Source organism: Pseudomonas mosselii (assembly GCF_019823065.1).
Taxonomy (GTDB): Bacteria; Pseudomonadota; Gammaproteobacteria; order Pseudomonadales; family Pseudomonadaceae; genus Aquipseudomonas; species Aquipseudomonas mosselii.
On record NZ_CP081966.1, the window covers coordinates 3,598,790 to 3,622,877 of the forward strand.

At 65.6% G+C, this 24,088-nt stretch carries 20 protein-coding genes; 9 read left to right on the forward strand and 11 right to left on the reverse strand.

From position 1 onward, the window contains the following. Positions 1–30: 30 nt before the first annotated feature. Positions 31–1,374: an OprD family porin gene (locus tag K5H97_RS16450; RefSeq protein ID WP_028688741.1), complete on the reverse strand. Its 1,344-nt coding sequence runs from the start codon at positions 1,372–1,374 to the stop codon at positions 31–33. A gap of 280 nt (positions 1,375–1,654) precedes the next feature. On the opposite strand from K5H97_RS16450, the gene K5H97_RS16455 reads away from it, so the two are divergent. Beyond that, positions 1,655–1,978 (forward strand): DUF2790 domain-containing protein, encoded by a 324-nt coding sequence (locus K5H97_RS16455; protein WP_028688740.1) that lies wholly within the window; start codon positions 1,655–1,657, stop codon positions 1,976–1,978. 1 nt (position 1,979) lies between these two features. On the opposite strand, the gene K5H97_RS16460 is transcribed toward K5H97_RS16455, so the two are convergent. Then, positions 1,980–3,134, reverse strand: coding sequence for a GGDEF domain-containing protein (locus K5H97_RS16460; protein ID WP_028688739.1), 1,155 nt, complete (start codon positions 3,132–3,134; stop codon positions 1,980–1,982). 120 nt (positions 3,135–3,254) lie between these two features. Further along, complete coding sequence (locus K5H97_RS16465; protein ID WP_028688738.1) at positions 3,255–4,139, reverse strand: LysR substrate-binding domain-containing protein; 885 nt, start codon at positions 4,137–4,139, stop codon at positions 3,255–3,257. A 105-nt stretch (positions 4,140–4,244) separates the two neighbouring features. On the opposite strand from K5H97_RS16465, the gene K5H97_RS16470 reads away from it, so the two are divergent. The 5 genes from K5H97_RS16470 to K5H97_RS16490 all read left to right on the forward strand — a co-directional run bounded on the left by K5H97_RS16470 (position 4,245) and on the right by K5H97_RS16490 (position 9,835). Further along, positions 4,245–5,201, forward strand: a complete 957-nt coding sequence (locus K5H97_RS16470; RefSeq protein ID WP_028688737.1) for a DMT family transporter — start codon at positions 4,245–4,247, stop codon at positions 5,199–5,201. Positions 5,202–5,324: 123 nt separating this feature from the next. Further along, the gene (gene yghU, locus K5H97_RS16475; protein ID WP_028688736.1) at positions 5,325–6,161 is read left to right on the forward strand and encodes a glutathione-dependent disulfide-bond oxidoreductase; all 837 of its coding nucleotides are present in this window, start codon (positions 5,325–5,327) and stop codon (positions 6,159–6,161) included. A 203-nt stretch (positions 6,162–6,364) separates the two neighbouring features. Continuing rightward, positions 6,365–8,068, forward strand: a complete 1,704-nt coding sequence (locus K5H97_RS16480; RefSeq protein ID WP_028688735.1) for an amidase — start codon at positions 6,365–6,367, stop codon at positions 8,066–8,068. A gap of 141 nt (positions 8,069–8,209) precedes the next feature. Continuing rightward, complete coding sequence (locus tag K5H97_RS16485) at positions 8,210–8,905, forward strand: helix-turn-helix transcriptional regulator (protein WP_028688734.1); 696 nt, start codon at positions 8,210–8,212, stop codon at positions 8,903–8,905. A 15-nt stretch (positions 8,906–8,920) separates the two neighbouring features. Continuing rightward, positions 8,921–9,835 carry a pyridoxal-phosphate dependent enzyme gene (locus K5H97_RS16490; protein WP_028688733.1) on the forward strand — a complete coding sequence of 305 codons (915 nt, stop codon included), beginning with the start codon at positions 8,921–8,923 and terminating at the stop codon, positions 9,833–9,835. A gap of 223 nt (positions 9,836–10,058) precedes the next feature. Here K5H97_RS16490 and K5H97_RS16495 read toward each other — a convergent pair whose 3' ends face one another. From K5H97_RS16495 to K5H97_RS16515, 5 genes are all read right to left on the reverse strand, one after another. Further along, positions 10,059–11,471 carry a DOPA decarboxylase gene (locus tag K5H97_RS16495; protein ID WP_028688732.1) on the reverse strand — a complete coding sequence of 471 codons (1,413 nt, stop codon included), beginning with the start codon at positions 11,469–11,471 and terminating at the stop codon, positions 10,059–10,061. A gap of 81 nt (positions 11,472–11,552) precedes the next feature. Then, the gene (locus K5H97_RS16500) at positions 11,553–12,497 is read right to left on the reverse strand and encodes a LysR family transcriptional regulator (protein ID WP_028688731.1); all 945 of its coding nucleotides are present in this window, start codon (positions 12,495–12,497) and stop codon (positions 11,553–11,555) included. Between the two features lie 87 nt (positions 12,498–12,584). Continuing rightward, positions 12,585–13,295 (reverse strand): YebC/PmpR family DNA-binding transcriptional regulator, encoded by a 711-nt coding sequence (locus K5H97_RS16505; RefSeq protein ID WP_028688730.1) that lies wholly within the window; start codon positions 13,293–13,295, stop codon positions 12,585–12,587. A gap of 105 nt (positions 13,296–13,400) precedes the next feature. Further along, positions 13,401–14,792 (reverse strand): FAD-dependent oxidoreductase, encoded by a 1,392-nt coding sequence (locus tag K5H97_RS16510; RefSeq protein ID WP_028688729.1) that lies wholly within the window; start codon positions 14,790–14,792, stop codon positions 13,401–13,403. 14 nt (positions 14,793–14,806) lie between these two features. Further along, the gene (locus K5H97_RS16515) at positions 14,807–16,123 is read right to left on the reverse strand and encodes an MFS transporter (protein ID WP_028688728.1); all 1,317 of its coding nucleotides are present in this window, start codon (positions 16,121–16,123) and stop codon (positions 14,807–14,809) included. A 245-nt stretch (positions 16,124–16,368) separates the two neighbouring features. On the opposite strand from K5H97_RS16515, the gene K5H97_RS16520 reads away from it, so the two are divergent. Further along, positions 16,369–17,238 carry a LysR substrate-binding domain-containing protein gene (locus K5H97_RS16520; RefSeq protein ID WP_028688727.1) on the forward strand — a complete coding sequence of 290 codons (870 nt, stop codon included), beginning with the start codon at positions 16,369–16,371 and terminating at the stop codon, positions 17,236–17,238. A gap of 998 nt (positions 17,239–18,236) precedes the next feature. On the opposite strand, the gene K5H97_RS16525 is transcribed toward K5H97_RS16520, so the two are convergent. Beyond that, positions 18,237–19,262 carry an IS110 family RNA-guided transposase gene (locus tag K5H97_RS16525; protein WP_197867106.1) on the reverse strand — a complete coding sequence of 342 codons (1,026 nt, stop codon included), beginning with the start codon at positions 19,260–19,262 and terminating at the stop codon, positions 18,237–18,239. Positions 19,263–19,531: 269 nt separating this feature from the next. Here K5H97_RS16525 and K5H97_RS16530 point away from each other — a divergent pair, with 269 nt between their 5' ends. Further along, the gene (locus tag K5H97_RS16530) at positions 19,532–19,906 is read left to right on the forward strand and encodes a DUF2784 domain-containing protein (RefSeq protein ID WP_028692007.1); all 375 of its coding nucleotides are present in this window, start codon (positions 19,532–19,534) and stop codon (positions 19,904–19,906) included. On the opposite strand, the gene tam is transcribed toward K5H97_RS16530, so the two are convergent. Further along, positions 19,883–20,659 (reverse strand): trans-aconitate 2-methyltransferase, encoded by a 777-nt coding sequence (gene tam / locus K5H97_RS16535; protein ID WP_028692008.1) that lies wholly within the window; start codon positions 20,657–20,659, stop codon positions 19,883–19,885. The genes K5H97_RS16530 and tam overlap by 24 nt on opposite strands. A 153-nt stretch (positions 20,660–20,812) precedes the next feature. Further along, the gene (locus K5H97_RS16540; RefSeq protein ID WP_028692009.1) at positions 20,813–22,222 is read right to left on the reverse strand and encodes an amino acid permease; all 1,410 of its coding nucleotides are present in this window, start codon (positions 22,220–22,222) and stop codon (positions 20,813–20,815) included. Between the two features lie 439 nt (positions 22,223–22,661). Between K5H97_RS16540 and K5H97_RS16545 the strand changes: the two genes are divergently transcribed. Then, on the forward strand, positions 22,662–24,080 hold the full coding sequence (locus tag K5H97_RS16545) for an aminotransferase-like domain-containing protein (RefSeq protein ID WP_028692010.1): 1,419 nt from the start codon (positions 22,662–22,664) through the stop codon (positions 24,078–24,080). Positions 24,081–24,088: the final 8 nt, after the last annotated feature.

A 24,088-nucleotide genomic window follows, 5' to 3' on the forward strand; every position in this document is an offset into this window, starting at 1 on the left:
AGGGGCTTCTCAAGGTGAATAGGGGGTTGATCAGAGAATCGACAGCGGGTACTCGACGATCACCCGCACCTCGTCCAGGTCCGACTCAAAGGCCGTGGCCCGGGTGGTGGCCTGGCGCACGCGCAGCGACAGGTCCTTGGCCGCGCCGGTCTGCACCACGTACTTGACCTCGATGTCACGCTCCCAGCGCTTCTGGTCGGTAAGCGGATCGCCGTTGTCGTCGCGGCGCATGTAGTAGGCGTTGGCGTTGCTGTAGTCGGCGTCGCTGCCCCGGCCGTAGCGGGTCATGAACGACAACCCCGGCACGCCGTAGGCGGCCATGTTCAGGTCGTAGCGCAGCATCCACGAGCGCTCCTTCGGCGAGTTGAAGTCGCTGTACTGGATGGAGTTGTCGAGGAAGATCGAGTCGGACTGGCGCAGGTAGTCGAAATCGTCATCGCCGTTGTTGCGCTGGTGGGTCAGCGCCACGGTGTGGGCGCCGTAGCGTACGCCGAACCTGGCGCTCCAGATGTCGTTGTCGAACTGCCCCAGGCGCTGACGCCCTTCGTCCTTGGCGTTGTAGAAATTGAACCCGCCGATCAGCGCCAGTTCGTCCGACAACGGCCAGGTCACGCTGGTGCCGGCGTAGTACTGGTTCCACACATCCTTCAGGCGGCTGCCGAACAGGCTCACGCTGACGTTTTCATTGATCGCGTAGTCGCCACCGCCATAGGCGATCCATGGCGAATCCACCGGGCCGCCGTAGAAGGTCACGAAGTTCTCGCGCAGGTCGCTGGACACCGGCTGGCTCATGGCGTGCAGGCGCCCGGCCTGCAGCGTCAGGCCTTGCAGGCTGGTGTTCTCCAGGGTCACCCCGCGAAAGCTTTCCGGCAGCAGCCGTGAGTCACCGGCCGCCACCACCGGGTTGACCGGGAACACATCGCCCACCCGCAGCACGGTGTCGAACAGGCGCACCTTGGCCGCGCCGCCGACCTTGCTGTATTCGTCGCGGGCCTGGCCATCACGGTCCACCGGCAGCACGTCGAACGAGCTGCGCCCGCCGTTGCGCCCGCCACCGGTGTCGAGCTTGAGACCGAGCATGGCGAAGGCATCCACGCCGACGCCCACCGTGCCCTGGGTGAAGCCGGATTCGAAGCGAGTGATGATGGCGTGGGCCCAGGCTTCGGAGTAACCGTTGTCACTGGCCTTGCCAGGGTTGTAGGTAGGGGCGTAACCGTCGCGATGGTCACGATTGAAGTAGTAATTGCGGTTGAGCACGCTCAGCCGGCTGCCCTCGATGAACCCTGCCTGCTGCGCTTGCGCGGCCGAGGCCACCGGGCCAAAGCCGGCCAGGGCCAGCAGGGCGGCCAGGGAAAGTGTTGGATTGCTTGTCATCCGTTGCTCCTTCGATTGCGGCTGTTCTTGTTCTCGGGCCTTGGCGCTGGAGCGTCCCTGGTCTGGCCAGGTGCATGCGCGCCCAGCCCCGTTGGCCAAGCCTGATGCTCGCCGCCGGCGGATAACGGGAAGGTGATGGGAGGATTACAATCGTGTCATTCACGGCCGCGGGATCGGCATCCCCCGGCCACCTTTCATATCTGTAACCCGGGCGTCATGCCGCTGTCGGCTGCCCGTCGCTAGCGTGGACTGCGAAACGAACCTTTCGGAGACACGCACCATGCTACGACCGACCCTGATCGCCGCCCTGCTGGCGCTTTCCCTTTCGGCCCAGGCTACGGGTTTTTCCAGGCAAGACAGCGAGCAGTTGATTGAGGACCACCAGCAGGCCGTGGCGGCCTACGCGGCGCAACGCGCCAAGCCGATGCCGGAGATCGTCGACTATCGCTATGGCATGAAGCTCGACGTCGCCCGCCTCGTGCGCCAGTCGGGCGACCCGCGCACCTGCGAGGTGGTGCCTCGGCTGATGACCTTCGAGGACAGCCAGGGCACCCTGCGCACCGTGCGCTACTCGGTGCAGTCGCAATGCATCAACAACAAGTAGCTCAGCCGCGCAGCCCGTCCACCAGCTGCAGGCTGTTGCGCCCGCCGCGCTTGGAGGCGTACAGCAGCACATCGCCCTGCTCGATCAGGGCCGCCAGGCTGGCCGGTGGCCGGTCGAACAGGTTGGCGCCGATGCTCAGGGTCACCGCCTCCGGGGTGCGGAACGACTGTTCGGCCGTGGCCTGGAACTGCCGACGCAAGGCATCGGCCAACTGCTCGATGGCCTGGCGCGAGGCATCGCCCAGCAGGATGACGAACTCGTCGCCCCCCAGGCGCGCTGCGATCGACCGCTCTGGGAGCAATGCCCGGATCATCTCGCTCAAGGCCACCAGCAGGCGGTCGCCGGCGGCGTGCCCGTGCAGGTCGTTGACCAACTTGAAGTGGTCGATGTCGATCAGCAGCAAGGCGCCCGGACGTTGCGCCGAGACCTCCTTGAGCAGGTTCGCCGCCCGTACCTCCAGGGCGCGACGGTTGTACAGCGCGGTCAACGGATCACGCGCGGCCAGGCGCTCGATGCGCTCTTCGCGGCGGTAGCGCACGGTGCCGGTCATCGACAGGGCGATCAGCATGATCGCCATGGCGCCCTCCAGCAGCGACGCCTGGATGATCTGCCCACGGAACGCCGTGAGGTCGATCAGTGTCCCTGGCAGCAGCGCCGGCAAGGTTTTGGCCAGGTAGAACAGGCCGTGCAGCAGCAGGATGTAGCGCAACTGGACCGCCCCCACGCTGAGGGACTTGCCGTGCGGGCGCAGCAACGCGCTGGCGTACAGGGTAAAGCCGGCGACCAGCAGCGAGTTGAGCACCAGGAAAGTCTTCGACCACAGCGGCCATTGCGGCAGCAGCAGCAGGCTCGCCCAAAGCAGCGGCGCCAGGTAGCAGGCCCGCGACAGGCGCGTCTCGGTGAAGCGCGAAACACCCAGCAAAAACAACCAGTGGGCGGCGACCAGCATGCCATTGGCGAACCAGATGCCGATGAACAGATAGCCGCTGCCGCGCAGCAATGCAAGCGAGGAGCCGACGCTGATGGTGGCGAAGCTGGCGCTCCAGCACAGCAAGGAAGACTCACGTACGCTGATCCACTCCACCGCCAGGTACAAGGCGGCGACTGCGGCCAGGGCGATGGAGAGGGTCAGCAGGGTGCAAGCGTCGAACGCCATGGGTGGGTGTGGCCTGTGAATTACCGTTCAGAGCGCTGATTGTATGCGTTCGAAGGCTTTTGCACAGGCACATTTGATATCCAAATGATGGCATTCTGACGAGCAACCCATTCGCTCGCGTTATTGCTCGGAAAGAAAGCTCACCAGTTGCCGCCCATGGGAGCTCAGCGTCTCCCAACCACGCAAGCAAATGCGCAGTTCCAGGGTCGCCCAGCGCTCCTCCAGAGCCACCCGGCGCACCGCCAGTTCCTGCTCGGCGCGCACCGCGGCGGTCTCGGGCATCAGGGCGATGCCGGCGTGCTGGGCCACCAGTTGGGCGATGGCTTCGAAGCTGGGGGCACGCACCCGTACCTTCAGCGGCATGGCCAGGTTCATCGCCAGCTCCTCGACGAAACGCTGCATGGCGCGCTCGGCCGGCAGGCAGACGAAAGCAAACCCCAGCGCATCCGCCAGTCGCAGCTGGCCGCGCCCGGCCAACGGGTGATCGACCGGCACCAGCAACACCAGGCGTTCGGTGCGAAACGGCAGCGACACCAGGCCGTCATTGACCAGGTTGCCGTCGTACACGCCGATCTCGCACTCCCCGGCCAGCACCACGCGCAGCACATCGATGCTCTTGTGCTCGACCAGTTGCAGGTCCACCTCCGGGTAGTCTGCCAGGAACGGCCCGAGCACCGCCGGCAGCAAGGTGCTGTTGGTCACCGTGGAGGCCGCCAGGTGCAGGGTGATGCGCCGCTGGCCGGCAAGTTCGTTGAGGGTGTCGTGCAGCTTCTGCGCCTCGCCCAACACGCCGCGCGCCGACTCCAGCACCAGGCGCCCGGCAGGCGTCAGCTGCATGCCGTCGGCCTTGCGCAGGAACAGGGTCAAGCCACAGCGCGCCTCGAACAGGCGCAGCCGGGTGCTGGCGGCCGATACCGCCACCGGGAAGGTCGCCGCCGCCTTGCTCAGGCTGCCGGTCGCGGCAATGGCCGCGAGCAGGCGCAGGTCCGCGAGGTCGAAGTGCATCAAGGCTTCTCCAAATCAGAACGCCATGTTCGAAAAAAAGCGATTCTAGCCTGCCTGTGTTCTGCGCAGAATAAGCCACGCCCCCTTAGCCGTCACGGACCTGTCATGACCCGCCTGCCCGCCCCGCTCCACCGCGCCCTCGCCAACGGCAGCCTGTATGCCGTGCTCGCGGCCCTGGGTTTCAGCTTCAAGGCCATCTTCGTCAAGCTCGCCTATGCCGCAGGCCCGGTGGACGCCATCAGCCTGCTGGCGCTGCGCATGGCCTTGTCGCTGCCGCTGTTCGCCTGGCTGGTGTGGGCCAGTCGTGGCCAGGGCGGTGCGCCGCTGAGCGCCGGCGATGGCCTGCGGGTTGCCCTGCTTGGCCTGTTCGGCTACTACCTGGCCAGCCTGTTCGACTTCTATGGGTTGCAGTTCATCAGCGCCGGCCTGGAGCGCCTGATCCTGTTCACCTACCCGACCCTGGTGCTGGTGATCCAGGCCGTCGTCCAACGCGAACGCCCCACCCTGCGCACGCTGGCGGCCATGGGCCTGTGCTACCTGGGGCTGGGCATCGCCTTCGTGCATGACATCGCCAGCGCGGGCACCGGCAACCAGGTGCTGGTCGGCTCGCTGTGGGTGTTCGCCAGTGCGGTGACCTATGCCCTGTACTATTCCGGCACCGGGATGATGCTCAAGCGCATGAACTCGATGCGCCTGGCCGGCCTGTGCGGCAGCGCCTCGTCGCTGATGGTGCTGGCCCATTACCTGCTGGTGGCGGATGTCGCGCCGTTGCTGCAACTGCCCAGCGCGGTGTGGCTCAACGCGGCGCTGATGGCGTTGTTCTCCACGGTGCTGCCGATCTACTGGGTGGCCCTGGCGATCCAGCGCATGGGGCCCACGCACACGGCCGCGGTGGGCAACCTGGGGCCGGTGCTGACCATGCTGGCCTCGTGGCTGATCCTCAGCGAGGCGGTTTCGCTGTACCAGGTGGCCGGGCTGGTGCTGGTGCTGTTCGGCGTGTCGCGGCTCAAGCCTGCGAAGAAACCCGAGGCCCAGGCCGCAGCCCCTGCACGGTCCGTGTAGGAGCGGCCTTGCATCGCGAAAGGGCTGGGCGACCTCCTACAAAGCGCATGTCGCGCTTGTGACCATTGGCGAATCCATGGCATAGAAGCAGTCACCCGCATTGCGCCACCCTGGAGATTCCCCATGAGCAAGCCCTACGTTCCGTCCAAGGTCTGGACCTTCGAGGCGCCCTCCGGCGGCCAGTTCGCCAGCATCAACCGTCCGGTGGCCGGCCCCACCCACGACAAGCCGCTGCCCACCGGCAAGCACCCGCTGCAACTGTACTCCCTGGCCACGCCCAACGGGGTCAAGGTCACCATTCTCCTGGAAGAACTGCTGGCCCTCGGCCACAGCGATGCCGAATACGACGCCTGGCTGATCCGCATCGGCGAGGGCGACCAGTTCGGCAGCGGCTTCGTGCAGGTCAATCCCAACTCGAAGATCCCCGCCCTGCTCGACCGCAGCGTCGAACCGCCGGTGCGAGTGTTCGAGTCCGGTTCGATCCTGCTGTACCTGGCGGAAAAGTTCGGCGCCTTCCTGCCCAAGGACCTGGCCGCGCGCACCGAAAGCCTCAACTGGCTGTTCTGGCAGATGGGCTCGGCGCCTTACCTGGGCGGCGGTTTCGGCCACTTCTACGTCTACGCGCCGGAAAAGTTCGAGTACGCCATCAACCGCTTCACCATGGAAGCCAAGCGCCAGCTCGATGTGCTCGACCGTCGCCTGGGCGAAAGCGCCTACCTGGGCGGCGACGCCTACAGCATCGCCGACATCGCCGTGTGGCCCTGGTACGGCCAGCTGGTGCGCGGCAACCTGTACGGCGCGGCCGAGTTCCTCGCGGTGCACGAGTACCCAAACGTGCAGCGTTGGGCCGAAGCCATCGCCCAACGCCCGGCGGTGCAGCGCGGCACCCGGGTCAACCGCACCTGGGGCGAGGAAGCCAGCCAGGTGGCGGAGCGCCACGCGGCCAGCGACCTGGAGTGATCCTGCCACCCCACACACCGCGACGCGAGCACCTCATCCGTGTTGTCTATGCCTCGAGGGGCATAGGCAACCGCGCACACCGCCCCGCCGTTCGATTGCCTGGCTGCAACCAACCATTTCCCCGCTGCATGCCTGCGCCCAGCAGGACCTTCTTGCTACACTCGCCGCCATGATTTTTCCACCTGCACAACTGTGGTGACAGCATGATCGAGGTAACCGAGGTTTCCATTGCCGAGCTGCGCGACGCGCTCGAGTCCGGCCGCACGACCGCCGTCGAGTTGGTCAAGGCCTACCTGGCGCGCATCGACGCCTACGATGGCAAGGACACCGCCACCGCACTCAATGCCGTGGTCGTGCGCAACCCTGACGCGCTCAAGGAGGCCGAAGCCTCCGACGCCCGCCGTGCCCGCGGCGAGACCCTCGGCCCACTGGACGGCATTCCCTACACCGCCAAGGACAGCTACCTGGTCAAGGGCCTGACCGCCGCCTCCGGCAGCCCGGCGTTCAAGGACCTGGTCGCCCAGCGCGATGCCTTCACCGTCGAGCGCCTGCGCGCCGGCGGCGCCATCTGCCTGGGCAAGACCAACATGCCGCCGATGGCCAACGGCGGCATGCAGCGCGGCGTCTATGGCCGCGCCGAAAGCCCGTACAACGCCGCCTACCTGACCGCGCCCTTCGCCTCCGGCTCGTCCAACGGCGCCGGCACCGCCACCGCCGCCAGCTACAGCGCCTTCGGCCTGGCCGAGGAAACCTGGTCCAGTGGCCGTGGCCCGGCCTCGAACAACGGTCTGTGCGCCTACACCCCGTCACGCGGGGTGATCTCGGTGCGCGGCAACTGGCCGCTGACACCGACCATGGACGTGGTCGTGCCCTATGCCAGGACCATGGCCGACCTGCTGGAAATCCTCGACGTGGTGGTGGCCGACGACAGCGACACCCGCGGCGACCTGTGGCGCCTGCAGCCATGGGTGCCGATTCCGGCCGCCTCGAGCGTGCGCCCCCGCTCGTACCTGGACCTGGCCGTAGGCGCCGAGTCGCTCAAAGGCAAGCGCTTCGCCGTGCCACGCATGTACATCAACGCCGACCCCGACGCAGGCACCTCGGAAAAACCTGGCATCGGCGGCCCGACCGGACAGCGCATCAACACCCGCGCCAGCGTGATCGAACTGTGGCAGCAGGCGCGCCAGGCCCTGGAAGCGGCCGGCGCCGAAGTGGTCGAGACCGACTTCCCGCTGGTGTCCAACTGCGAGGGCGATCGCCCGGGCGCGCCGACCGTGTTCACCCGCGGCATCGTCAGCAAGGAGTTCCTCCATGACGAACTGTGGGAACTGTCCGGCTGGGCCTTCGACGATTTCCTGCGCGCCAACGACGATCCCAAGCTCAACCGCCTGGCCGATGTCGACGGCCCGCAGATCTTCCCCCATGACCCGGGCACCCTGCCCAACCGTGAGGACGACCTGGCCGCCGGCATGGACGAATACGTCAACATGGCCAAGCGCGGCCTGAAGACCTGGGACCAGATCGCCACCGTGCCCGATGGCCTGCGCGGCCTGGAAGCCACCCGCAAGCTCGACCTGGAAGACTGGATGGACGCCCAGGGCCTGGACGCGGTGCTGTTCCCCACCGTGGCCGACGTCGGCCCGGCGGACGCCGATGTGAACCCGGAGTCGGCGGACATCGCCTGGAGCAACGGCATCTGGGTGGCCAACGGCAACCTGGCGATCCGTCACCTGGGTGTACCGACCGTGACCGTGCCGATGGGCGTGATGGCCGATATCGGCATGCCGGTGGGGCTGACCTTCGCCGGCAAGGCCTACAGTGACAACAATCTGTTGAAATTCGCTGCTGCCTTCGAGTCGACCGGCTCGCGCCGCATGATCCCGCCGCGTACGCCAAAGCTGGGCTGATTCGCCTAACAACGGGGCCAACTTGCTCCTGCAGCCCGCAGGAGCGGGTTGGCCCCGTTTTCATGTGGGCCAAACAACTGCACTCGCCAGATTCAACTTTTTGTGTAAAATTCAACACATTATTGAATCAGGCCCCTTCCCATGCCCTCTCCCACCACCCAGCAAGAACGCCAGCTCACCCTGACTGTTCTCCAGGCCACCCTGCAGGCCTTGGGCAGTGTCGTCCCACGCAACGTCGAGATCCTCCTGCACGACCTCGAACACCCGGAGCACTCGGTGGTGGCAATCGTCAACGGCCATCTTTCCGGTCGCCGGGTCGGCAGCCCGATTCTCGCCGCCCCCGAGCAGGACCAGGGCTTCAAGGCGTTGATGCAGGCTTCGGCCGACCAGCAGGGCTGCGCGCCGGTGGTGCTGCCCGACTACCCCACCACCCTCAAGGGCCGCAGCCTGCGCAGCGCCACGGCGATCTTCCGCGACCGCGACGGCCTGCCCTTCGCCAGCCTGTGCGTGAACACCGACGTCACCGGCCTGGAGGCCGCCATGGCCTTTCTCCAGCACTTCCAGCCACTGGGCACGACACCGGCGCCGGCCGACGAGGCGGCCGACATGACCGCGCTGATGGCCGGGATCATCCAGGATGCGCTGCAACGCAGCGGCCAGGGGCGGATGAACAAACAGGCCAAGGTCGAGGCCGTGCGCCTCATGCAGGGGCGCGGCCTGTTCATCGTCAAGGGTGGCGTGGAGAAAGCCGCCGAAGCCCTCGGCGTGACCCGCTACACCGTCTACAACTACCTGGAGCAGCTGCGCGGCGAGCCCGCCACGGCTGCACGCGACTGAACCCCGGAGCCCATCATGCCGCTGCACATTCCTACCCCGCTGATCGAATCCCGCCCATTGTCCCTGAGCGCCGACCGCCCGGTGTGGCTCAAGCTCGAAGCCCTGCAACCGTGCGGCTCGTTCAAGCTGCGCGGCGTCGGCCATGCCTGCGAGGTCCACCATGCCCGGGGTGCCCGGCATTTCGTCTCGTCGTCCGGCGGCAATGCCGGCCTGGCGGTGGCCTATGCCGGCCGCAAGCTCGGTGTGCCGGTCACCGTGGTGGTGCCCGAGAACACTACCGAACGGGCCAGGGAACTGCTGCGCCTGGAAGACGCCCGCGTGATCGTGCGCGGCAGTTCCTGGCAGGAAGCCAATGAGCACGCCCAGACCCTGGTCGGCGCGGACGACGCCTTCATCCATCCGTTCGACGATCCGCTGCTGTGGACAGGCCACGCCAGCATGATCGACGAGGTCGCCGCCGCCGGCTTCAAGCCTGACGCGGTGGTGCTTTCGGTCGGCGGCGGCGGCCTGCTCCGCGGCGTGGTTGAAGGCTTGCAGCGCAACGGCTGGCAGGATGTGCCGGTGCTGGCGGTGGAGACCGATGGCGCGGCGTCGCTGCACGCCGCCATCGCCGCCGGGCACACCGTGGAACTGCCGCGCATCGCCTCGGTGGCCACTTCGCTGGGCGCCAAACGGGTCGCCGAGCAGGCGCTGGCCTGCACCCGCCAGCACCCGGTGCGCAGCCACCTGGTCAGTGACCGCGAAGCCCTCGATGCCTGCGAGCGGCTGCTGCGTGATCATCGCCTGCTGGTGGAACCGGCCTGCGGCGCCGCGCTGGCCCTGCTCGAACAACCCGAGGCCGTGGCCGCCTACGGCAATGTGCTGGTGATCGTCTGCGGCGGCGCCACCGCCACGCTGGAACAGATCCGCGCCTGGCGAGCGGCCTGCTGATTCAGCTGGCATAGCTGAAACCGCGCAGCTGTCGGCAAACACGCTATCGCTATCTTCCGCTTCGGCATGGCGCCCGGCAGCTCGGGTCAGGTCAGGCCCACCCGCGCCTCCACCCAGGCCCAGGCCGACCTGCTGCTGCGCAGCCTGTGCCCGGCGCCATGGCCACTGGGCAGGACCGCCTGATCGCTATATCAATAAAGATACAGCGAGACCTGAATGGTGTTTACTCCGCCACCACCGCCTGCAAACGCGCCCACAACTGCTGCACATGTTCACGCTCGGTCGGCAACGCCCCCACCGACACCCGCACCATCCAGCGCCCGTCCAGGGTCGCCGGGGTCACGTAGGCGTCACCCGAGGCGTTGAGGCGCTCGGCCCAGCCGCGGGTGTGGGCATCCAGCGCCTCGCCCTCGAGGCCCGCCGGGCGATGGCGGATGCACAGGGTCTGCAATTGCACCGGCGCCAGCACTTCCCACTGCGGTGCCGACTCGATTTGGGCGGCCAGCCAGCGGGCGTTTTCCAGGTCGCGGCGCAGGCGTTGCTGCAGGGACTCGACCCCTTCGCTGCGCAGCATGAACCACAGTTTCAGTGCCCGGAACCGACGCCCCAGCGGGATGCCCCAGTCGCGCAGGTTCTTCACCTCGCCATCGACCGCCGACTGCAGGTAGCTGGGGTTGGTGCTCATCACCCGGATCAGGTGCTGCGGATCGCGCACGTAGTAGATCGAGCAGTCGAAGGCCACGCCCAGCCACTTGTGGGCGTTGACCACCACCGAATCGGCTAGCTCGATGCCGTCCCACATCCAGCGGCACTCCGGGAGGATCATCGCCGAACCGGCCATGGCCGAGTCCACGTGCAGCCACAGCTGGTTGGCCTGGGCGATCTCGCCGATCGGGCGCAGCGGGTCCAGCGCGGTGGTGGTGGTGGTGCCGGTGGTGGCGACCACGGCACAGGGCTGGTTGCCGGCGGCCAGGTCCTGCTCGATGGCCTCGCGCAGCGCTTCAGGACGCATGGCGTAGCGGGCGTCGGTGGGGATCAGGCGGATGTTGTCGCGGCCAAAGCCGGCCAACAGCGCGGCCTTGTCCACCGAGCTGTGGGCATGGGCGCTGACGTAGACGATCAACGGTTTGGCCTGGGCCTGCAGGCCGCCATGCACCTGGGCGTGGTCGGTGGCGCGCTCGCGGGCACTGATCAGCGCCACCAGGGTGCTGGTCGAGGCGGTGTCCTGAATCACCCCGCTCCATTGCCCGCTCAGACCCAGCAGCTGACGCAGCCAGTCGAGGGTGGTTTCCTCCAGCTCGCTCAGGGCCGGGCTGGACTGCCACGACAGGCCGAGCACGCCCAGGCCGGTGCTGAGGAAGTCGCCGAGCACCGACGACAGGGTGCCGTTGGAGGGGAAGTAACCGTAGAAGTCCGGGTGCTGCCAGTGGGACAGGCCGGGCATCACCAGCTTGTCGACGTCGGCGAGGATGGCTTCAAACGGCTCGCCCTTCTGCGGCGCGCCCTCGGGCAAGGCGGCCTTGAGGTAGCCCGGCTGGACCTGGGCCATGACCGGGCGCTCGCCGACGGTCTGGCGGTAGTCGGCGATCAGGTCGATCAGTTGGTGGCCGTACTGGCGGAATTGTTCGGGAGTCATGCGCGCGCTCCTGGGCGGTGTCCATTGCCCGCAGTCTAGGCGCCTGCCGGTTTGCGAATAACCCCGCTTCGCGCATAGCTGCTATAGCGAAGGCGCATGCCCGCCCTGCACGCCGAACTGCGACTGACGCCACACCTCGAAAACCCGGTTGCGCAACCAGCGGTGCTCGGCCGAGGCCTGCAGGCGCTGGTGCCAGACCACCCAATAGCGCTGGGTGTGGTCGATGAAGCCCATCGGCCGCCAACTCAGGCCATGCAGCCGCGCCAGCTGCCGGGCAATGTGCTCGGGCACCGTGGCCAGGGCCTGGCCATTGCCGAGCACCTGGACCATCGCGCTGAAGAACGGCACCTCCAGGCTGATGCGCCGCTGCAGCCCCTGGGCGCGCAGATGACGGTCGATGAAGCTGTCCTTGTCGCCGCCCCCGGACACCCTTACGTGCTTGAAGGCCAGGTAGTCGTCCTGGCTCAACTCGGCGCGGGCGCTCAGTGGATGGTCGTGACGCATCAGGCATACCGCCCGGTCCTCGCCCAGCAACCGACCGTGCAGGTTGGGCGGTGACTCGTCGAACAGCGTGGTGGCCAGGTCGATCTCGCCACTGGCAAGCAAGGCATACTGCCCGGCCTGCCAGGTGCGGTACTCCAGCGACACCCCCGGCGCCTCCTGCTCCAGTACCTTGACCAGCTGCGGCAGCATGTGCTCGGCCACGTAGTCGGAGGCCGCCAGGCAGAAGCGCCGCTCGCAGCGCGCCGGGTCGAACGCCGCGGGCTGGCGCAAGGCGTTGAGCTCCTCCAGTACCTGGCGCAGCGGTTCGACCAGCGCCTCAGCGTGTTCGCTGAGCACGTAGCCACGGCCCTGGCGCACCAGCAGCGGGTCGTCGAAGGCCTCGCGCAGGCTGGCCAGCTGGCGGCTCAGCGCCGATTGGCTGCAGCCCAGGCGCTCGGCGGCGTGGCTGAGGTTCTTCAGCTGCAGGAGGCAGTCGAGGGTGCGCAGGTGGGCGAGGCTGAGGGAGGCGAAGGTGGGGTGCATGGCACAGGTCCGGAAATGATCGCGGGGCAAGCCCGCTCCCACAGAACGTGCTGGGAGTGGGCTTGCCCCGCGAGGATGACGCGCGGATCAGTCGGTCAGGCCGACATAGACGTTCTGCACGTCTTCGTTCTCGTCGATCGCCTCGAGGAAGGCCTCGACCTCGGCCAGCGCTTCGGCGCTCAGGCCGGCGGCGCTCACCGGGTTCTTCGGGGTGTAGCCGATCTTCGCCGAGGTGACGGTGAAGCCATGCTCCGGCAGGGCCTTCTGCACGGCGTCCAGGTCGGTGGTGTCGGTGATGAACAGGGTCGAGCCCTCTTCCTCGCCGTCCTCGAAGTCCTGGGCACCGGCTTCGATGGCCGCCATTTCCGGATCGGCGTCACCTTCCGGGGTGGCCTCGATCAGGCCAACATGGTTGAAGTCCCAGGCCACCGAGCCGCTGGCGCCGAGCTGGCCCTTGCGGAACAGCACGCGGATCTGGGCCACGGTGCGGTTGATGTTGTCGGTCAGGCACTCGACGATCAGCGGCACCTGGTGCGGGGCGAAACCTTCATAGCTGACGGCATGGTACTGCACGGCCTCGCCGTCCAGGCCCGCGCCTTTCTTGATCGCGCGCTCCAGGGTCTCACGGGTCATCGAGGCTTTTTTGGCCTGGACGATGGCCAGGCGCAGGCGCGGGTTCATGTCCGGGTCGGCACCGGACTTGGCAGCGATCTGGATCTCCTTGGCCAGCTTGCCCATGATCTTGCCTTTGGCATTGGCCGCTGTTTCTCTATGTTTGGCTTTCCACTGTGCGCCCATATCGACTCTCTTTGTTTCCGCGGCCGGTTCAGGAAGCGACCGGCCTAAAAGTGGGGAGAGTTTATACGCCCTGCGCGCCGGGTTCGACAAGAAATCGCGTCGGCTTCAGCCCTTGTCCGCCTTCCCCGCCGCCGCCGCGAACTTCGCCAGGCGCACGTCCAGCCGGCGCGGGCGCACGCCGCGGTCCTCGGCGCGTTCCTTGCGGCGGATGGCGTTGCGCACCAACAACGACCCCAGGTAGCGCACCGGCTCCGGCGGAAACTGCCCCAACGGCCCCTTGACCAGCGGCGAACGGGTCCAGGCGTTGTCCAGCCCCAGTGCCAACGACGACAGGATCTGCCCGCCCATGTGACACGGCCCAACCCCGCTGCCGGAGTAGCCGAAGCCGTAGAACACGTTGCCCTGCCCATCGAGCCGACCGAAGAACGGCAGCCCGGTCACCGAACGGTCCGATGGCCCGTTCCAGCTCGCCGCCAGCGGCACCTCGGCCAGCGCCGGGAAGAACTCGGCCAGGCTTTCGCGCAGCAGCGGCTGGTACGGCGACGGCTGGTCGAACACCGGCAGCATGCGCCCGCCATAAGCAAAGGTGTTGCCGCCCTTGCCAAGCATCAGCCGGCCATCGGAAGTGTTGTGGTAGTAGTGCACGAAGATCCGCGAGTCGAGCACGCTGACGCCGCTGTCCAGGCCGATCCGACCCAGCAGCTCAGGGCACGGCTCGGTGATCACCATGTCGCTGGAGACGATGGCCACGCTGCGCTCGAACTGCGGGAAGGCCCGCGCCATCCAGGCATTGAGGCCCAGCACCACGCGGTCGGCGCGGACGGTGCCGGCGCGGGTGCGCACCTGCACCGGCGCGCCATGCTCCAGGCCGGTCATCGCCGTGCCCTCGTGGATGCGCACGCCACGTTGCAAGGCCACCCGGCGCAGGCCGCGCACCAGCCGCCCCGGCTGCACCGTGGCCGCGGCCGGCGAATACCAGCCCTCCAGGTGCCGTTCGGAACCGGCCAGGCGCTGCACCTGTTCCAGCGCCAGGCGCTGGAACGAGTTGATGCCCTGCTGTTCCAGCGCGGCGATCACCGCATCGGTGCCGCCGAGCTGGGCCTGGTTGGTGGCGGTGTAGAGGGTGCCGTCCATGCGGTAGTCGCAACGGATGCCGTTGGCCGCGCAGAACTCGCCGATGGCGCCGATGCTGCGCTCGGACTCGCGCACCAGGCGCACCGCCTCGGCCACCCCGAACAACCGCTCGAGGGTGAAGTACTTGGCCGACCAGGACAGCGCGCAACCACCATTGCGCCCACTGGCCCCGGCGCCGCAGATATCCGCCTCGAGCAGCAGCACCTCCAGCTGCGGCGCCTGTTCCTTGATCATCAGTGCGGTCCACAGGCCGGTGTAGCCGCCGCCGACGATGCACACGTCGCAGCGCACGTCACCGGCGAGCGGCGGGCACAGCGCTTCGTCTTCCTGGTCCAGGGCCTGTTGCAGCCAGAAGGGTCTCATCTACTCGCTTTCCTTTAGGTACGCAGTGGCTTGATCGCCATGCTGGTATTGGGTGCCACGTCATTGGCCTGCAGGGCAGTCGCCGGGCGGCTGTTCCAGTGCGGCAGCAGCACCAGGGCGGAGAACAGCGCGGTGCCGGCGAAGACGATGAACACCGTGACGCTGTCGAAGTAACCGGGCAGCAGGCCGCCGAGCACCGCGCCCACCGAGCCGCAGCCGTTGACGAAGCCGGCCGCGGTGGCGCCGGCCTTGGCCGTGCCAAAGTCGATGGCCGCGGCGCCGCTGATCATCGAATCCGGGCCGTACAGGGTCAGGCCCATGACGAACAGCAGGGCCACCACCAGCAGCACGCTGCCGCTGTGCATCGCCGCCATGAAGCCGGCGAGGGTCAGGGTCAGCAGTACCAGGCTGATCACGCAGGCCGGCATGCGCCGGGCACCGAACAGCTTGTCCGAGGCCAGGCCGATGAGGATCGGGCCGAGCAGCCCGGCCAGCTCGAAGGCGGTGGGGATGATCGCCGCGCCGACCTTGCCCACCGACGGCATCTGCTCGAAGACGATCACCGGGCCCCACAGCAGGATGGCGTAGCGGGCCGGTTTGAGCATGAAGTAGGCCAGGCCCAGGGTCAGCACCGTGCGGTTGCGCAGGATCTCGCGCAGCGGCGACCACACGCTGCAAAGGTTCGCCCCCGGCGCCATGCTCTGCGGCTCGGGCTCCACCGCCGGCAGGCCGACATCCTCGGGCTTGTTGCGCTGGAAAATGAAGAACAATACCGCCACCGCGGCCACCACCACGGCGCTGGAGAAGAACGCCGCGTGCCAGGTGCCGACCAGGGTGTAAGCCCACCAGCCGGCGAACGGCGAGGCCACCAGGCCGCCAAAGGCGTAGCACGAACTCCACAGCCCCAGCACCCGGCCGCGCTGGGAGGCCGGGAAGAAACTGCCGATGTTCTTGCACAGTCCCGCCCAGCCGGTGGACTGCGCCAGCCCCTGGATCAGCATGCAGGTGGCGAAGATCGGGAAGGTCGCGTAGCTGCCCATCACCACTGCGGCCGCCGCGGAGATCAGCAGCCCGCCGAGCACCACTACGCGGGGGCCGAATCGGTCGGCGAGCATCCCCCAGGTGAACTGGCCCACGGCGTAGGCGGCCAGGTAGATCGCGTCGAGGTTGGCCATGGCGGCCTTGTCGAGCATGAAATTCGGATCCTCGCCGATGCCGAGCTTGGCCACCGAGAAGGCCTTGCGGGTGAAGTAGAAGGCGGCGTAGGCCAGCCAGGTGATCGCGAAGATCTGCACGCGCCAACGCTTGATGGCGCCCAGGGATTGATTCATTGACTCTGACCTCTTGCTTGAGTGTGCCGGCAGAATGTGAAGAAACGCCTGTCTTGTTGTTGTGTTGCGCACTGCGTGACGGAGGGACGTCACCTGGTCAGATGGCGGTGGTGCCGCCATGGCCGACATGCCGCCGCTCGTGGCAGCGTGGTCGGGTTGAAACACATGGAAACAGCTGCTGACTGATAAATAAAATCGATTTATCGTATTTCACACATAAACCCAGCTTTTAAGTGGAGTGTTCGATGTCGGTCTCCCATGCTCAACTCAAGGCCTTTCATGCGGTCGCCGAACAGGGCAGCTTTACCCGTGCGGCGCAGAAGCTGTTTCTGACCCAGCCGGCGGTGTCCGACCAGGTGCGCAAGCTCGAGGAGCGCTTCGGCGTGCTGCTGTTCCAGCGCAACAAGCGTTCTGTACAACTGACCGACCTGGGCGAGCGCCTGCTGGGCGTGACCCAACGCCTGTTCGCCTGCGAGGCCGAGGCCGTGGAGCTGCTGCAGGACTCCCGCGCCCTGCACACCGGCAGCCTGACCCTGGCGGTGGACGCGCCGGTGCACGTGCTGCCGCAGATCGCCCGGTTCTGTCAGCGCTATCCGGGGATCCAGGTGAAGATCGAGACCGGCAATACCGACGAGTCGCTGGCCCGGCTGTTCAGTTACCAGGCGGACCTGGCCCTGCTCGGGCGCGATGTCGATGATGAGCGGTTGTTCTGCGTGCCGATGCGGCGTGACCCGATGGTGGCGTTTGTCTCGCACAACCACCCGTGGGCCAGCCGGGGGCAGATCAGCCTGGCGGATCTGGACGACACGCCGCTGGTGCTGCGTGAGCCGGGGTCGGTGACGCGGCAGACGCTGGAGGAGGAGATGCAGCGGGCCGGGTTGCGGATTCGACCGGCGATCCAGGTCGAGGGGCGCGAGGCGGCGCGGGAGGCGGTGGTGGTGGGGATTGGCGTTGGGGTTGTTTCGGCGGCGGAGTTTGGGGCTGATGCGAGGGTTTGTGCTTTGCCGATTGTGGATTGTCGGCGGCATTTGACTGAGACGCTGGTTTGTTTGAGTGAGCAGAGGATGCGGCGGGTGGTGGGTACGTTTTTGGAGATGGTTTTGGAGGGGGTTTAGGGCTGGAGCTGGTTACTTGGTGATTTTTTTGATTTTTGTATGCACATTCGTAGACGATATCGACATTTAGTCACCTTTTCGCCTTTACGGCGACCTACTTTTCTCTAGGGAAAAGTAGGCAAAACCGTTCCGCTCCGTTCATCCGGCCCCTACGCTTCGCTCCGGGGTTCCCTCGCTCCGTTCTTGCTCCCGGGAGGACCGCGCTGAACGCCCCATCCTGGGGCGCAGCGCTTGACGGCCATCCATGGCCGTCACCTCCCTTCGCAAGAACTCCGCTCGGCCTCCTGAAGTCGCAATTGGCGGCGCCTGAACTATCGCGCGCTTAGAAGCAAGAGCAGGAGCAGGAGCAGGAGCAGGAGATGCGAAGTTAGTTTTTGATAATTAGTTATATATTGGCTGTTCCGGCCCTTTCGCGGGGCAAGCCCGCTCATACAGAGATCTATATAACAACGACTATCGCGTGGGAGCGGGCTTGCCCCGCGATGCGATCTAGAGATTAATTAAGTTCAAACTAGCGACAGCTGCACCAGTTCAGGCGCCGCTCGTAACTTCGCGACTTCAGGAGGCCGAACGTAGGACTTGCGGAGGGAGGTGACGGGCATGGATGCCCGTCAAGCGCTGGGGCCCAGGATGGGCCCTGCAGCGCGGTCCTCCCGGGAGCAAGGCCGGAGTGAGGGAACCCGGAGCGAAGCGGAGGGCCGGATGAATGGAGCGCCACGGCTTTGGTTACTTTGGCCACGACCAATCTATGGTCACCCCATTTTTTGCAATACTGTTCATCAGATGGAATGGATGGCTTGCTTCAATCTATCCGGCGTCTATTGGGCTCGCATCCCGCGCCACGATGAGCATTCGCACCTGGCGATCCTAACAAAGTAGGCGGCTTCCAAGAGCCAATTGGTCGTTCAGGATCATCGCCAGGCCGATCGGCCGTTTATTTCATCTGTTGTTCAGCTATCGCAAAACCTGATGGTGAAACTCGGTGCAGCACAACGGGGTCAGGCGTTTATCGCGTCTGGCTCCGTTTTATATTGCGTGTGCCGAGTGGCAATGGCCCACGCAATGCGTGCCAGTTTGTTGGCCAACGCGCAGGCCACCACATTGGAGTGACGTCGCGCGAGCAATGAACGCACCCAATCGGCCAATGGGCCTTTCTGATACTTCAGGCGAAGCATGTAGACCCGTGCGCACAGCACCAGCAAATGCCGAAGGTTCTTGTCGCCACGCTTGCTGATCCCCAGCAAAGCTGGCCTACCACCAGTGCTGTACTGGCGGGGCACCAGACCTACAGAGGCCGCAAAGTCCCGGCTACTGCCGTACTGCCGAGCATCTCCCATTTCTACAGCCAGCAGGCTGGCGGTGATCGGCCCAACACACGGCATGCTCAGCAAACGACTGCCTAGATCATCGTCAGCCAGTTGGCTCTCCAGCTCTTTGTCCAACACCTTGATCTGCTCGCTCAAGTAGACGAAATGATCATGCAGGCGCTGCAGTAATGCGACGAGCCGTATTGGCAGGTCGTGCTCTTCAAGCACCGAAGCAAGGCGTTTGACCACTGCCAATCCGGTCGGCAGGCTGACACCGAATTCGAGCAGGAACCCATGCATCTGGTTCACCGTCTTGGTTCGGTCGCGGATCAATGATTCACGCATCCGATGAGAAACAGAGAGCGTTTGCTGCTCAGGCGATTTTGGCGTCACAAAGCGCATGGAGGGTCGGGAAGCGGCTTCGCAGATGGCTTGCGCATCGACGAAGTCATTCTTGTTGCTCTTGACGAAAGGTTTAACGAACTGCGGCGAGATCAGCTTGGCCTCATGATCCATCGCTTTGATTTCTCGCGCCAGGCAGTGTGAACCGGCACAGGCCTCCATCACTACCGTGCAAGGGGGATGATTGGCCAGAAACCGCATCATCTGCTGCCTTGAGCACTTCTTGCGCATTACCTCTTTGCCGAACTTGTCCTGGGCGTGCAGGTGGAAGGTATGTTTACCAATGTCGATGCCGATCAGGGTCACGCTGCTCATGATGACGGTCTCCGAAGTAAAAGCACCCTGCGAAAGCGTACGCCTCGCAGGGTGCCGGGGTGACCATCTCATTAAGTAACCCGCCGTAAGGGCGGAAAGGTGACTATGCGTCGACATCGCAAATGAATGCGCATACAACTATAAAAACAATCACCGCCCAGACTCAGAAACTCAGAAACTCAGAAACTCAGAAACTCAGAAACTCAGAAACTCAGAAACAAAAAACATGACAAACTAACCCGACTCCAACAGCAAGGCCCCACCCCACCATGTTCTACCGCCTGGCCGCCGACACCCTGGTCCTGTTCCACCTCTCGTTCATCCTGCTGGTCCTGTTCGGCGGCCTGCTGGTGCTCTGGCGCCGCCGCGCCCTGCTGATCCACCTCCCCGCCCTCGCCTGGGGCCTGGCCGTGGAAGGCCTACACCTGGAGTGCCCCCTGACCGACTGGGAAAACCACCTGCGCAAAACCGCCGGCGACGCCGGCTACCACGGCGGCTTCGTCGAACACTACATCTGGCCAGTGATCTACCCCGCCGGCTTGACCCCGCAAATCCAGCTGTGGCTGGGCACCATCGTACTGCTGCTCAACCTCGGCATCTACGCCTGCGTGCTCTGGCGCCTAGCGCGTCGCCACCACGAATAACCGCGGGAACGGCAACAACACCCTGCCATCGCTGGCCGGCGGGTAGTCACGCTGCATGGCCTGCAAGTAAAGCTGCAGGAAACTCGCCTGCTCCTGCTCATCCAACCGCGCCAGGTAAGGCCGCAACGCCGAGCCCTTGAACCACTCCACCACCGCCTCGGCGCCGCCGACCAGCGGGTGGTGATAGGTGGTGCGCCAGACATCCACCCGCGCGCACAGCGGGCTGAGCAGGTCGTAGTAGAACCCGGCGTTGTGCCGCGGCGGCAGGCAGAAATCGGCGAACTTGCCAGCCCAGGGCCCCTGGCTGGCGATCTCGCGCAACTGGCGGTGAGCCGGCTCGTCGAGGTTGTCGGGGGTCTGCACGGCCAGGCTGGCGCCCTCGCCCAGTTGCCGCACCAGGTGCGGGTAGAGGCTGGCGTGGTCCGGCACCCACTGCAAAGACGCGTTGGCCAGGATCAGGTCCTGGGGCTCGTGGGCAGTCCAGCTGGCGATCTCGCCAATCTCGCAACGCACCCGTGGAATGCTCAGCCGTGGCCGCTGCCGGGCCTTGTCGATCATGTCCGGATCGCTGTCCAGGGCCAGGACCTGGGCATCGGGGCAGCGCTGCAGCAACACCTCGGTGGAGTTGCCCGGGCCGCAGCCAAGGTCCGTGGCATGCCGCGCCGGACGCGCCGGCACGGCGGCCAGCAGATCACGCACGGCGCGGGTGCGTTCATCCTCGAACAACGAATACTGGGTGGCGGACCAGGCCATGGGCGACTCCTAGTAGGGCAATTATGTGCAGCATAAGCCATGTCGGCATGCTGCAACGTAAGGATGATCTGACTGACAAACAAGGTTTTGCCCACAAACGAAAACGGCCGGTCCCTCGAAAGGGACCGGCCGTTGCCAAAGGCACCAGCGCAATCAGTGACGCTTGGCGCTACGGATCTGGTGCACCACGCCCATGGCCACCACGATGGCTGCGGCGATACCGGTGGAAATCACCAGGATCTGGTAGTCAGGCATGAAGGCCATGGTCACCAGGGCCGCCACGATGAACAGGATCACCAGGTAGGTCAGCCATGGGAACAGCCACATCTTCAGGCGCACTTCCTTGCCCTCGGCGATCAGCTTGCGGCGCATGCGCAGCTGCGAGAAGGCGATCACCAGGTACACCAGCAGGGCAATCATGCCAGTGGTGTTCATCAGGGTTTCCAGCACGTCCTTTGGCCGCAGGGTGTCACTGAAGTTGATCAGCGCGCAGAACACCGCCACCAGGCACGAGCCGATGATCGCGTTCACCGGGACGCCGGTACCGGTGCGGGTGAACGTGAACAGGCGCGGCGCGTCGCCACGCTGAGCCAGGGAGAACAGCATGCGCGAAGCGGTGTAGTGGCCGGAGATCAGGCAGCTGCTCACCGAGGTGAGCACCACGAAGTTCATCAGCAGCTCGGCATACGGCACGCCCAGCAGTTCCAGGGTACGGCGGTAGGCACCATAGCCGGAGACACCCAGTTGCGGGTCGTTCCACGGCACCAGGCAGACGATCAGGAAGATCGAGCCGACGTAGAACAGGCACACACGCCACACCACCGAGTTGGTCGCCTTGACGATCTGGGTGGCCGGGTCCTTCGCCTCTGAGGCGGCAATGGTGACGATCTCGGCGCCGAGGAAAGCGAACATCACCCCCAGCAAGGCGCCGATCACCGTGGTGATGCCGTTGGGCATGAAGCCTTCGGCGGTCAGGTGGGTAATACCGCGCACTTCACCGAACTGCCAGATGTTCATCACCGCGGCGGTGCACACCACCAGGAAGCAGACGATCGCCACCACCTTGATCAGCGCGAACCAGAACTCGAACTCGCCATAGTGCTTGACGTTGAAGAAGTTGACGGTGATCAGCAGCAGCGTCGTGGCCAGCACGAACACGTTGACGCTCACGTCGGGGAAGAAACCGTGCAGGATCTTGCCCGCCACGTAGGCCTCCCAGGCCATGAGGATCACCCAGTACCACCAGTACAGCCAGCCGATGGTGAAACCGGCCCAGCGGCCAATGGCGCGGTCGGCGTAGGTGGAGAACGAGCCGGTGTCCGGCGAGGAGGTCGCCATTTCGCCGAGCATGCGCATGATCAGCACCACCAGGATGCCGCCGGCGAGGTACGCCAGCACAGCGGCCGGGCCGGCGCTGTGGATGACACTGCCGGAACCGACGAACAAGGCGCCGCCGATCACCCCGGCGATGGACATCATCGTCAGGTGGCGCGACTTGAGCGAGGCACTGAGCTTGCTCTCGTGCCCGTCCTTCGCGGTGGTGGATGTGGATGTTGCGTCCATCAGTTATTTACCCCGTGCTTCTTTTTATCCAAGGAAAAACTGTGAAACCCCGATGGTTATCGGTCTCACCTGTACATCAGTGCTACTGCGGGCAGGGAGGTGTGCGCGAGCACACGCAGGCCATCCGTGGCGGCCTGCTTACGCGGCCAGAGGCAACCCTCTGGACGAACTGAACCATGCTGGGGACGGACGAGAGGCGTCCGGCCAGGCGAAAGGAAGGTGCGGGGCAAACCCCGACGGCAAAGCAGCGATGTTGTGATTATTCATGGCGCTGGTACGTGCTGTGTTGGCTATATCTGACACGTAATGTAAAAATGTCGAACACATAGAGCCATGCACAGCGGCATGAAAAACGCACTGCACTGTACAGGCCGCCGATGCAATACACCCGCGATACCCCTGCAGGCGCCTGGCGCCGCGCACACCTGAAGGCCCCCGAATGCTCCAGCTCCATCCGGACTCCTCCACCCCGCTGGTCAACCAGATCATCGACGGACTGCGCGCGCTGATCGACGACCAGACGCTCAAGCCCGGGGCCAAGGTCCCGTCGATCCGGGCGTTCGCCTCGACCTACTCGGTGAGCACCTTCACCGTGGTCGAGGCCTACGACCGGCTGGTGGCCCAGGGCTTGCTGGTAAGCAAGGGCAATGCGGGGTTCTTCGTCAATCGTGCGGCGAACGAGCTACTGGAAAAGCACAACGTCGAGGTCGACACCAGTCGCCCCACCTTCAATTCCGAGTGGTACCTGCAGCAGATCTTCGAGATCCGTCAGTTGCCGTTCAAGCCCGGTTGCGGCTGGCTGCCCAACGACTGGATGTACGAGGAAGGCCTGCGTCGCGGCCTGCGCCAGGTCGCCGGCAGCCCGCTGGAGCTGTCCGGCTACGGCGACCCCCTGGGCCTGCCGGAGCTGCGCGCGCTGACCGCGCAGAACCTGCAGCAGGAACTGTCGATCGTCGCCAACCCGGCGCAGCTGATGCTCACCCACGGCGCCAGCCAGGCTCTGGACCTGGCCGTGCGCACCTTGGTGCGCCCCGGCGACGTGGTGCTGGTGGACGACCCCGGCTACCCCAACCTGATGAGCATCCTGCGCACCCAGGGCGCCACCCTGGTGGGTGTGCCGCGTACCCCGGCGGGCTACGACCTCGACCAGCTCGAGCGCCTGTTGGCCCACCACCGCCCCACGGCGTTCTTCACCCAGCCGCACCTGCACAGCCCGACCTGCTCGCGCACCCCGCTGGCGCAACTGCACCGCCTGCTGCAACTGGCCAGCCAGCATGGCTTCCGGCTGGTGGAGAACAACCTCTACGCCGACATGATCGCCGACCCGCTGCCGTGCCTGGCCAGCCTCGACCACCTGCAGCAGGTGGTGTACGTGGGCAGCTACTCGAAAAGCATCTCGCCCAACGTGCGGGTCGGCTACCTACTGGCGAACCCCGAACTGACCCAGCAACTGCTGCACCTGAAGATGCGCTCAGGCCTGACCACCTCGCAGGTGATGGAGCGGGTGGTGTACGCCGCAATCATCGACGGTCGCTGGCGCAAACACCTCAAGCGCCTGCGCCAGCGCTTGGCCGAGGCGCATCAGGAAGTGGGGAGGCACCTGCACCGGCTGGGCTTCGAGCTGTTCATCGAATCGGACGAGGGGATGTATATCTGGACCCGCCATCCGGCGATCCCCGACAGCGCCGCGCTGCTGGACGATGCCCTGGAGAAAGGCATCATGCTCGGGCCCGGACAGCTATTCATGGTAGATGCCAAGGCCACCGGGTGGATGCGCTTCAATGTGGCGTTCAGCACCGATCCGGCGATGTGGGAGTTGTTGGAGAAGGTGCTGGTGAAGCATGTGCGCCGAGGTTGAAATGGATA

Coding starts and splice junctions, on each gene's coding strand:
- K5H97_RS16525 (WP_197867106.1), bottom strand. CDS start 19,262: ATGAGCAGCGTGACCCTGATCGGCATCGACATTGGTAAACATACCTTC.
- K5H97_RS16540 (WP_028692009.1), bottom strand. CDS start 22,222: ATGGACGCAACATCCACATCCACCACCGCGAAGGACGGGCACGAGAGC.
- K5H97_RS16480 (WP_028688735.1), top strand. CDS start 6,365: ATGATCGAGGTAACCGAGGTTTCCATTGCCGAGCTGCGCGACGCGCTC.
- K5H97_RS16515 (WP_028688728.1), bottom strand. CDS start 16,123: ATGAATCAATCCCTGGGCGCCATCAAGCGTTGGCGCGTGCAGATCTTC.
- K5H97_RS16460 (WP_028688739.1), bottom strand. CDS start 3,134: ATGGCGTTCGACGCTTGCACCCTGCTGACCCTCTCCATCGCCCTGGCC.
- K5H97_RS16485 (WP_028688734.1), top strand. CDS start 8,210: ATGCCCTCTCCCACCACCCAGCAAGAACGCCAGCTCACCCTGACTGTT.
- K5H97_RS16455 (WP_028688740.1), top strand. CDS start 1,655: ATGCTACGACCGACCCTGATCGCCGCCCTGCTGGCGCTTTCCCTTTCG.
- K5H97_RS16490 (WP_028688733.1), top strand. CDS start 8,921: ATGCCGCTGCACATTCCTACCCCGCTGATCGAATCCCGCCCATTGTCC.
- K5H97_RS16520 (WP_028688727.1), top strand. CDS start 16,369: ATGTCGGTCTCCCATGCTCAACTCAAGGCCTTTCATGCGGTCGCCGAA.
- K5H97_RS16545 (WP_028692010.1), top strand. CDS start 22,662: ATGCTCCAGCTCCATCCGGACTCCTCCACCCCGCTGGTCAACCAGATC.
- K5H97_RS16470 (WP_028688737.1), top strand. CDS start 4,245: ATGACCCGCCTGCCCGCCCCGCTCCACCGCGCCCTCGCCAACGGCAGC.
- K5H97_RS16530 (WP_028692007.1), top strand. CDS start 19,532: ATGTTCTACCGCCTGGCCGCCGACACCCTGGTCCTGTTCCACCTCTCG.
- K5H97_RS16510 (WP_028688729.1), bottom strand. CDS start 14,792: ATGAGACCCTTCTGGCTGCAACAGGCCCTGGACCAGGAAGACGAAGCG.
- K5H97_RS16450 (WP_028688741.1), bottom strand. CDS start 1,374: ATGACAAGCAATCCAACACTTTCCCTGGCCGCCCTGCTGGCCCTGGCC.
- K5H97_RS16505 (WP_028688730.1), bottom strand. CDS start 13,295: ATGGGCGCACAGTGGAAAGCCAAACATAGAGAAACAGCGGCCAATGCC.
- K5H97_RS16465 (WP_028688738.1), bottom strand. CDS start 4,139: ATGCACTTCGACCTCGCGGACCTGCGCCTGCTCGCGGCCATTGCCGCG.
- tam (WP_028692008.1), bottom strand. CDS start 20,659: ATGGCCTGGTCCGCCACCCAGTATTCGTTGTTCGAGGATGAACGCACC.
- K5H97_RS16500 (WP_028688731.1), bottom strand. CDS start 12,497: ATGCACCCCACCTTCGCCTCCCTCAGCCTCGCCCACCTGCGCACCCTC.
- yghU (WP_028688736.1), top strand. CDS start 5,325: ATGAGCAAGCCCTACGTTCCGTCCAAGGTCTGGACCTTCGAGGCGCCC.
- K5H97_RS16495 (WP_028688732.1), bottom strand. CDS start 11,471: ATGACTCCCGAACAATTCCGCCAGTACGGCCACCAACTGATCGACCTG.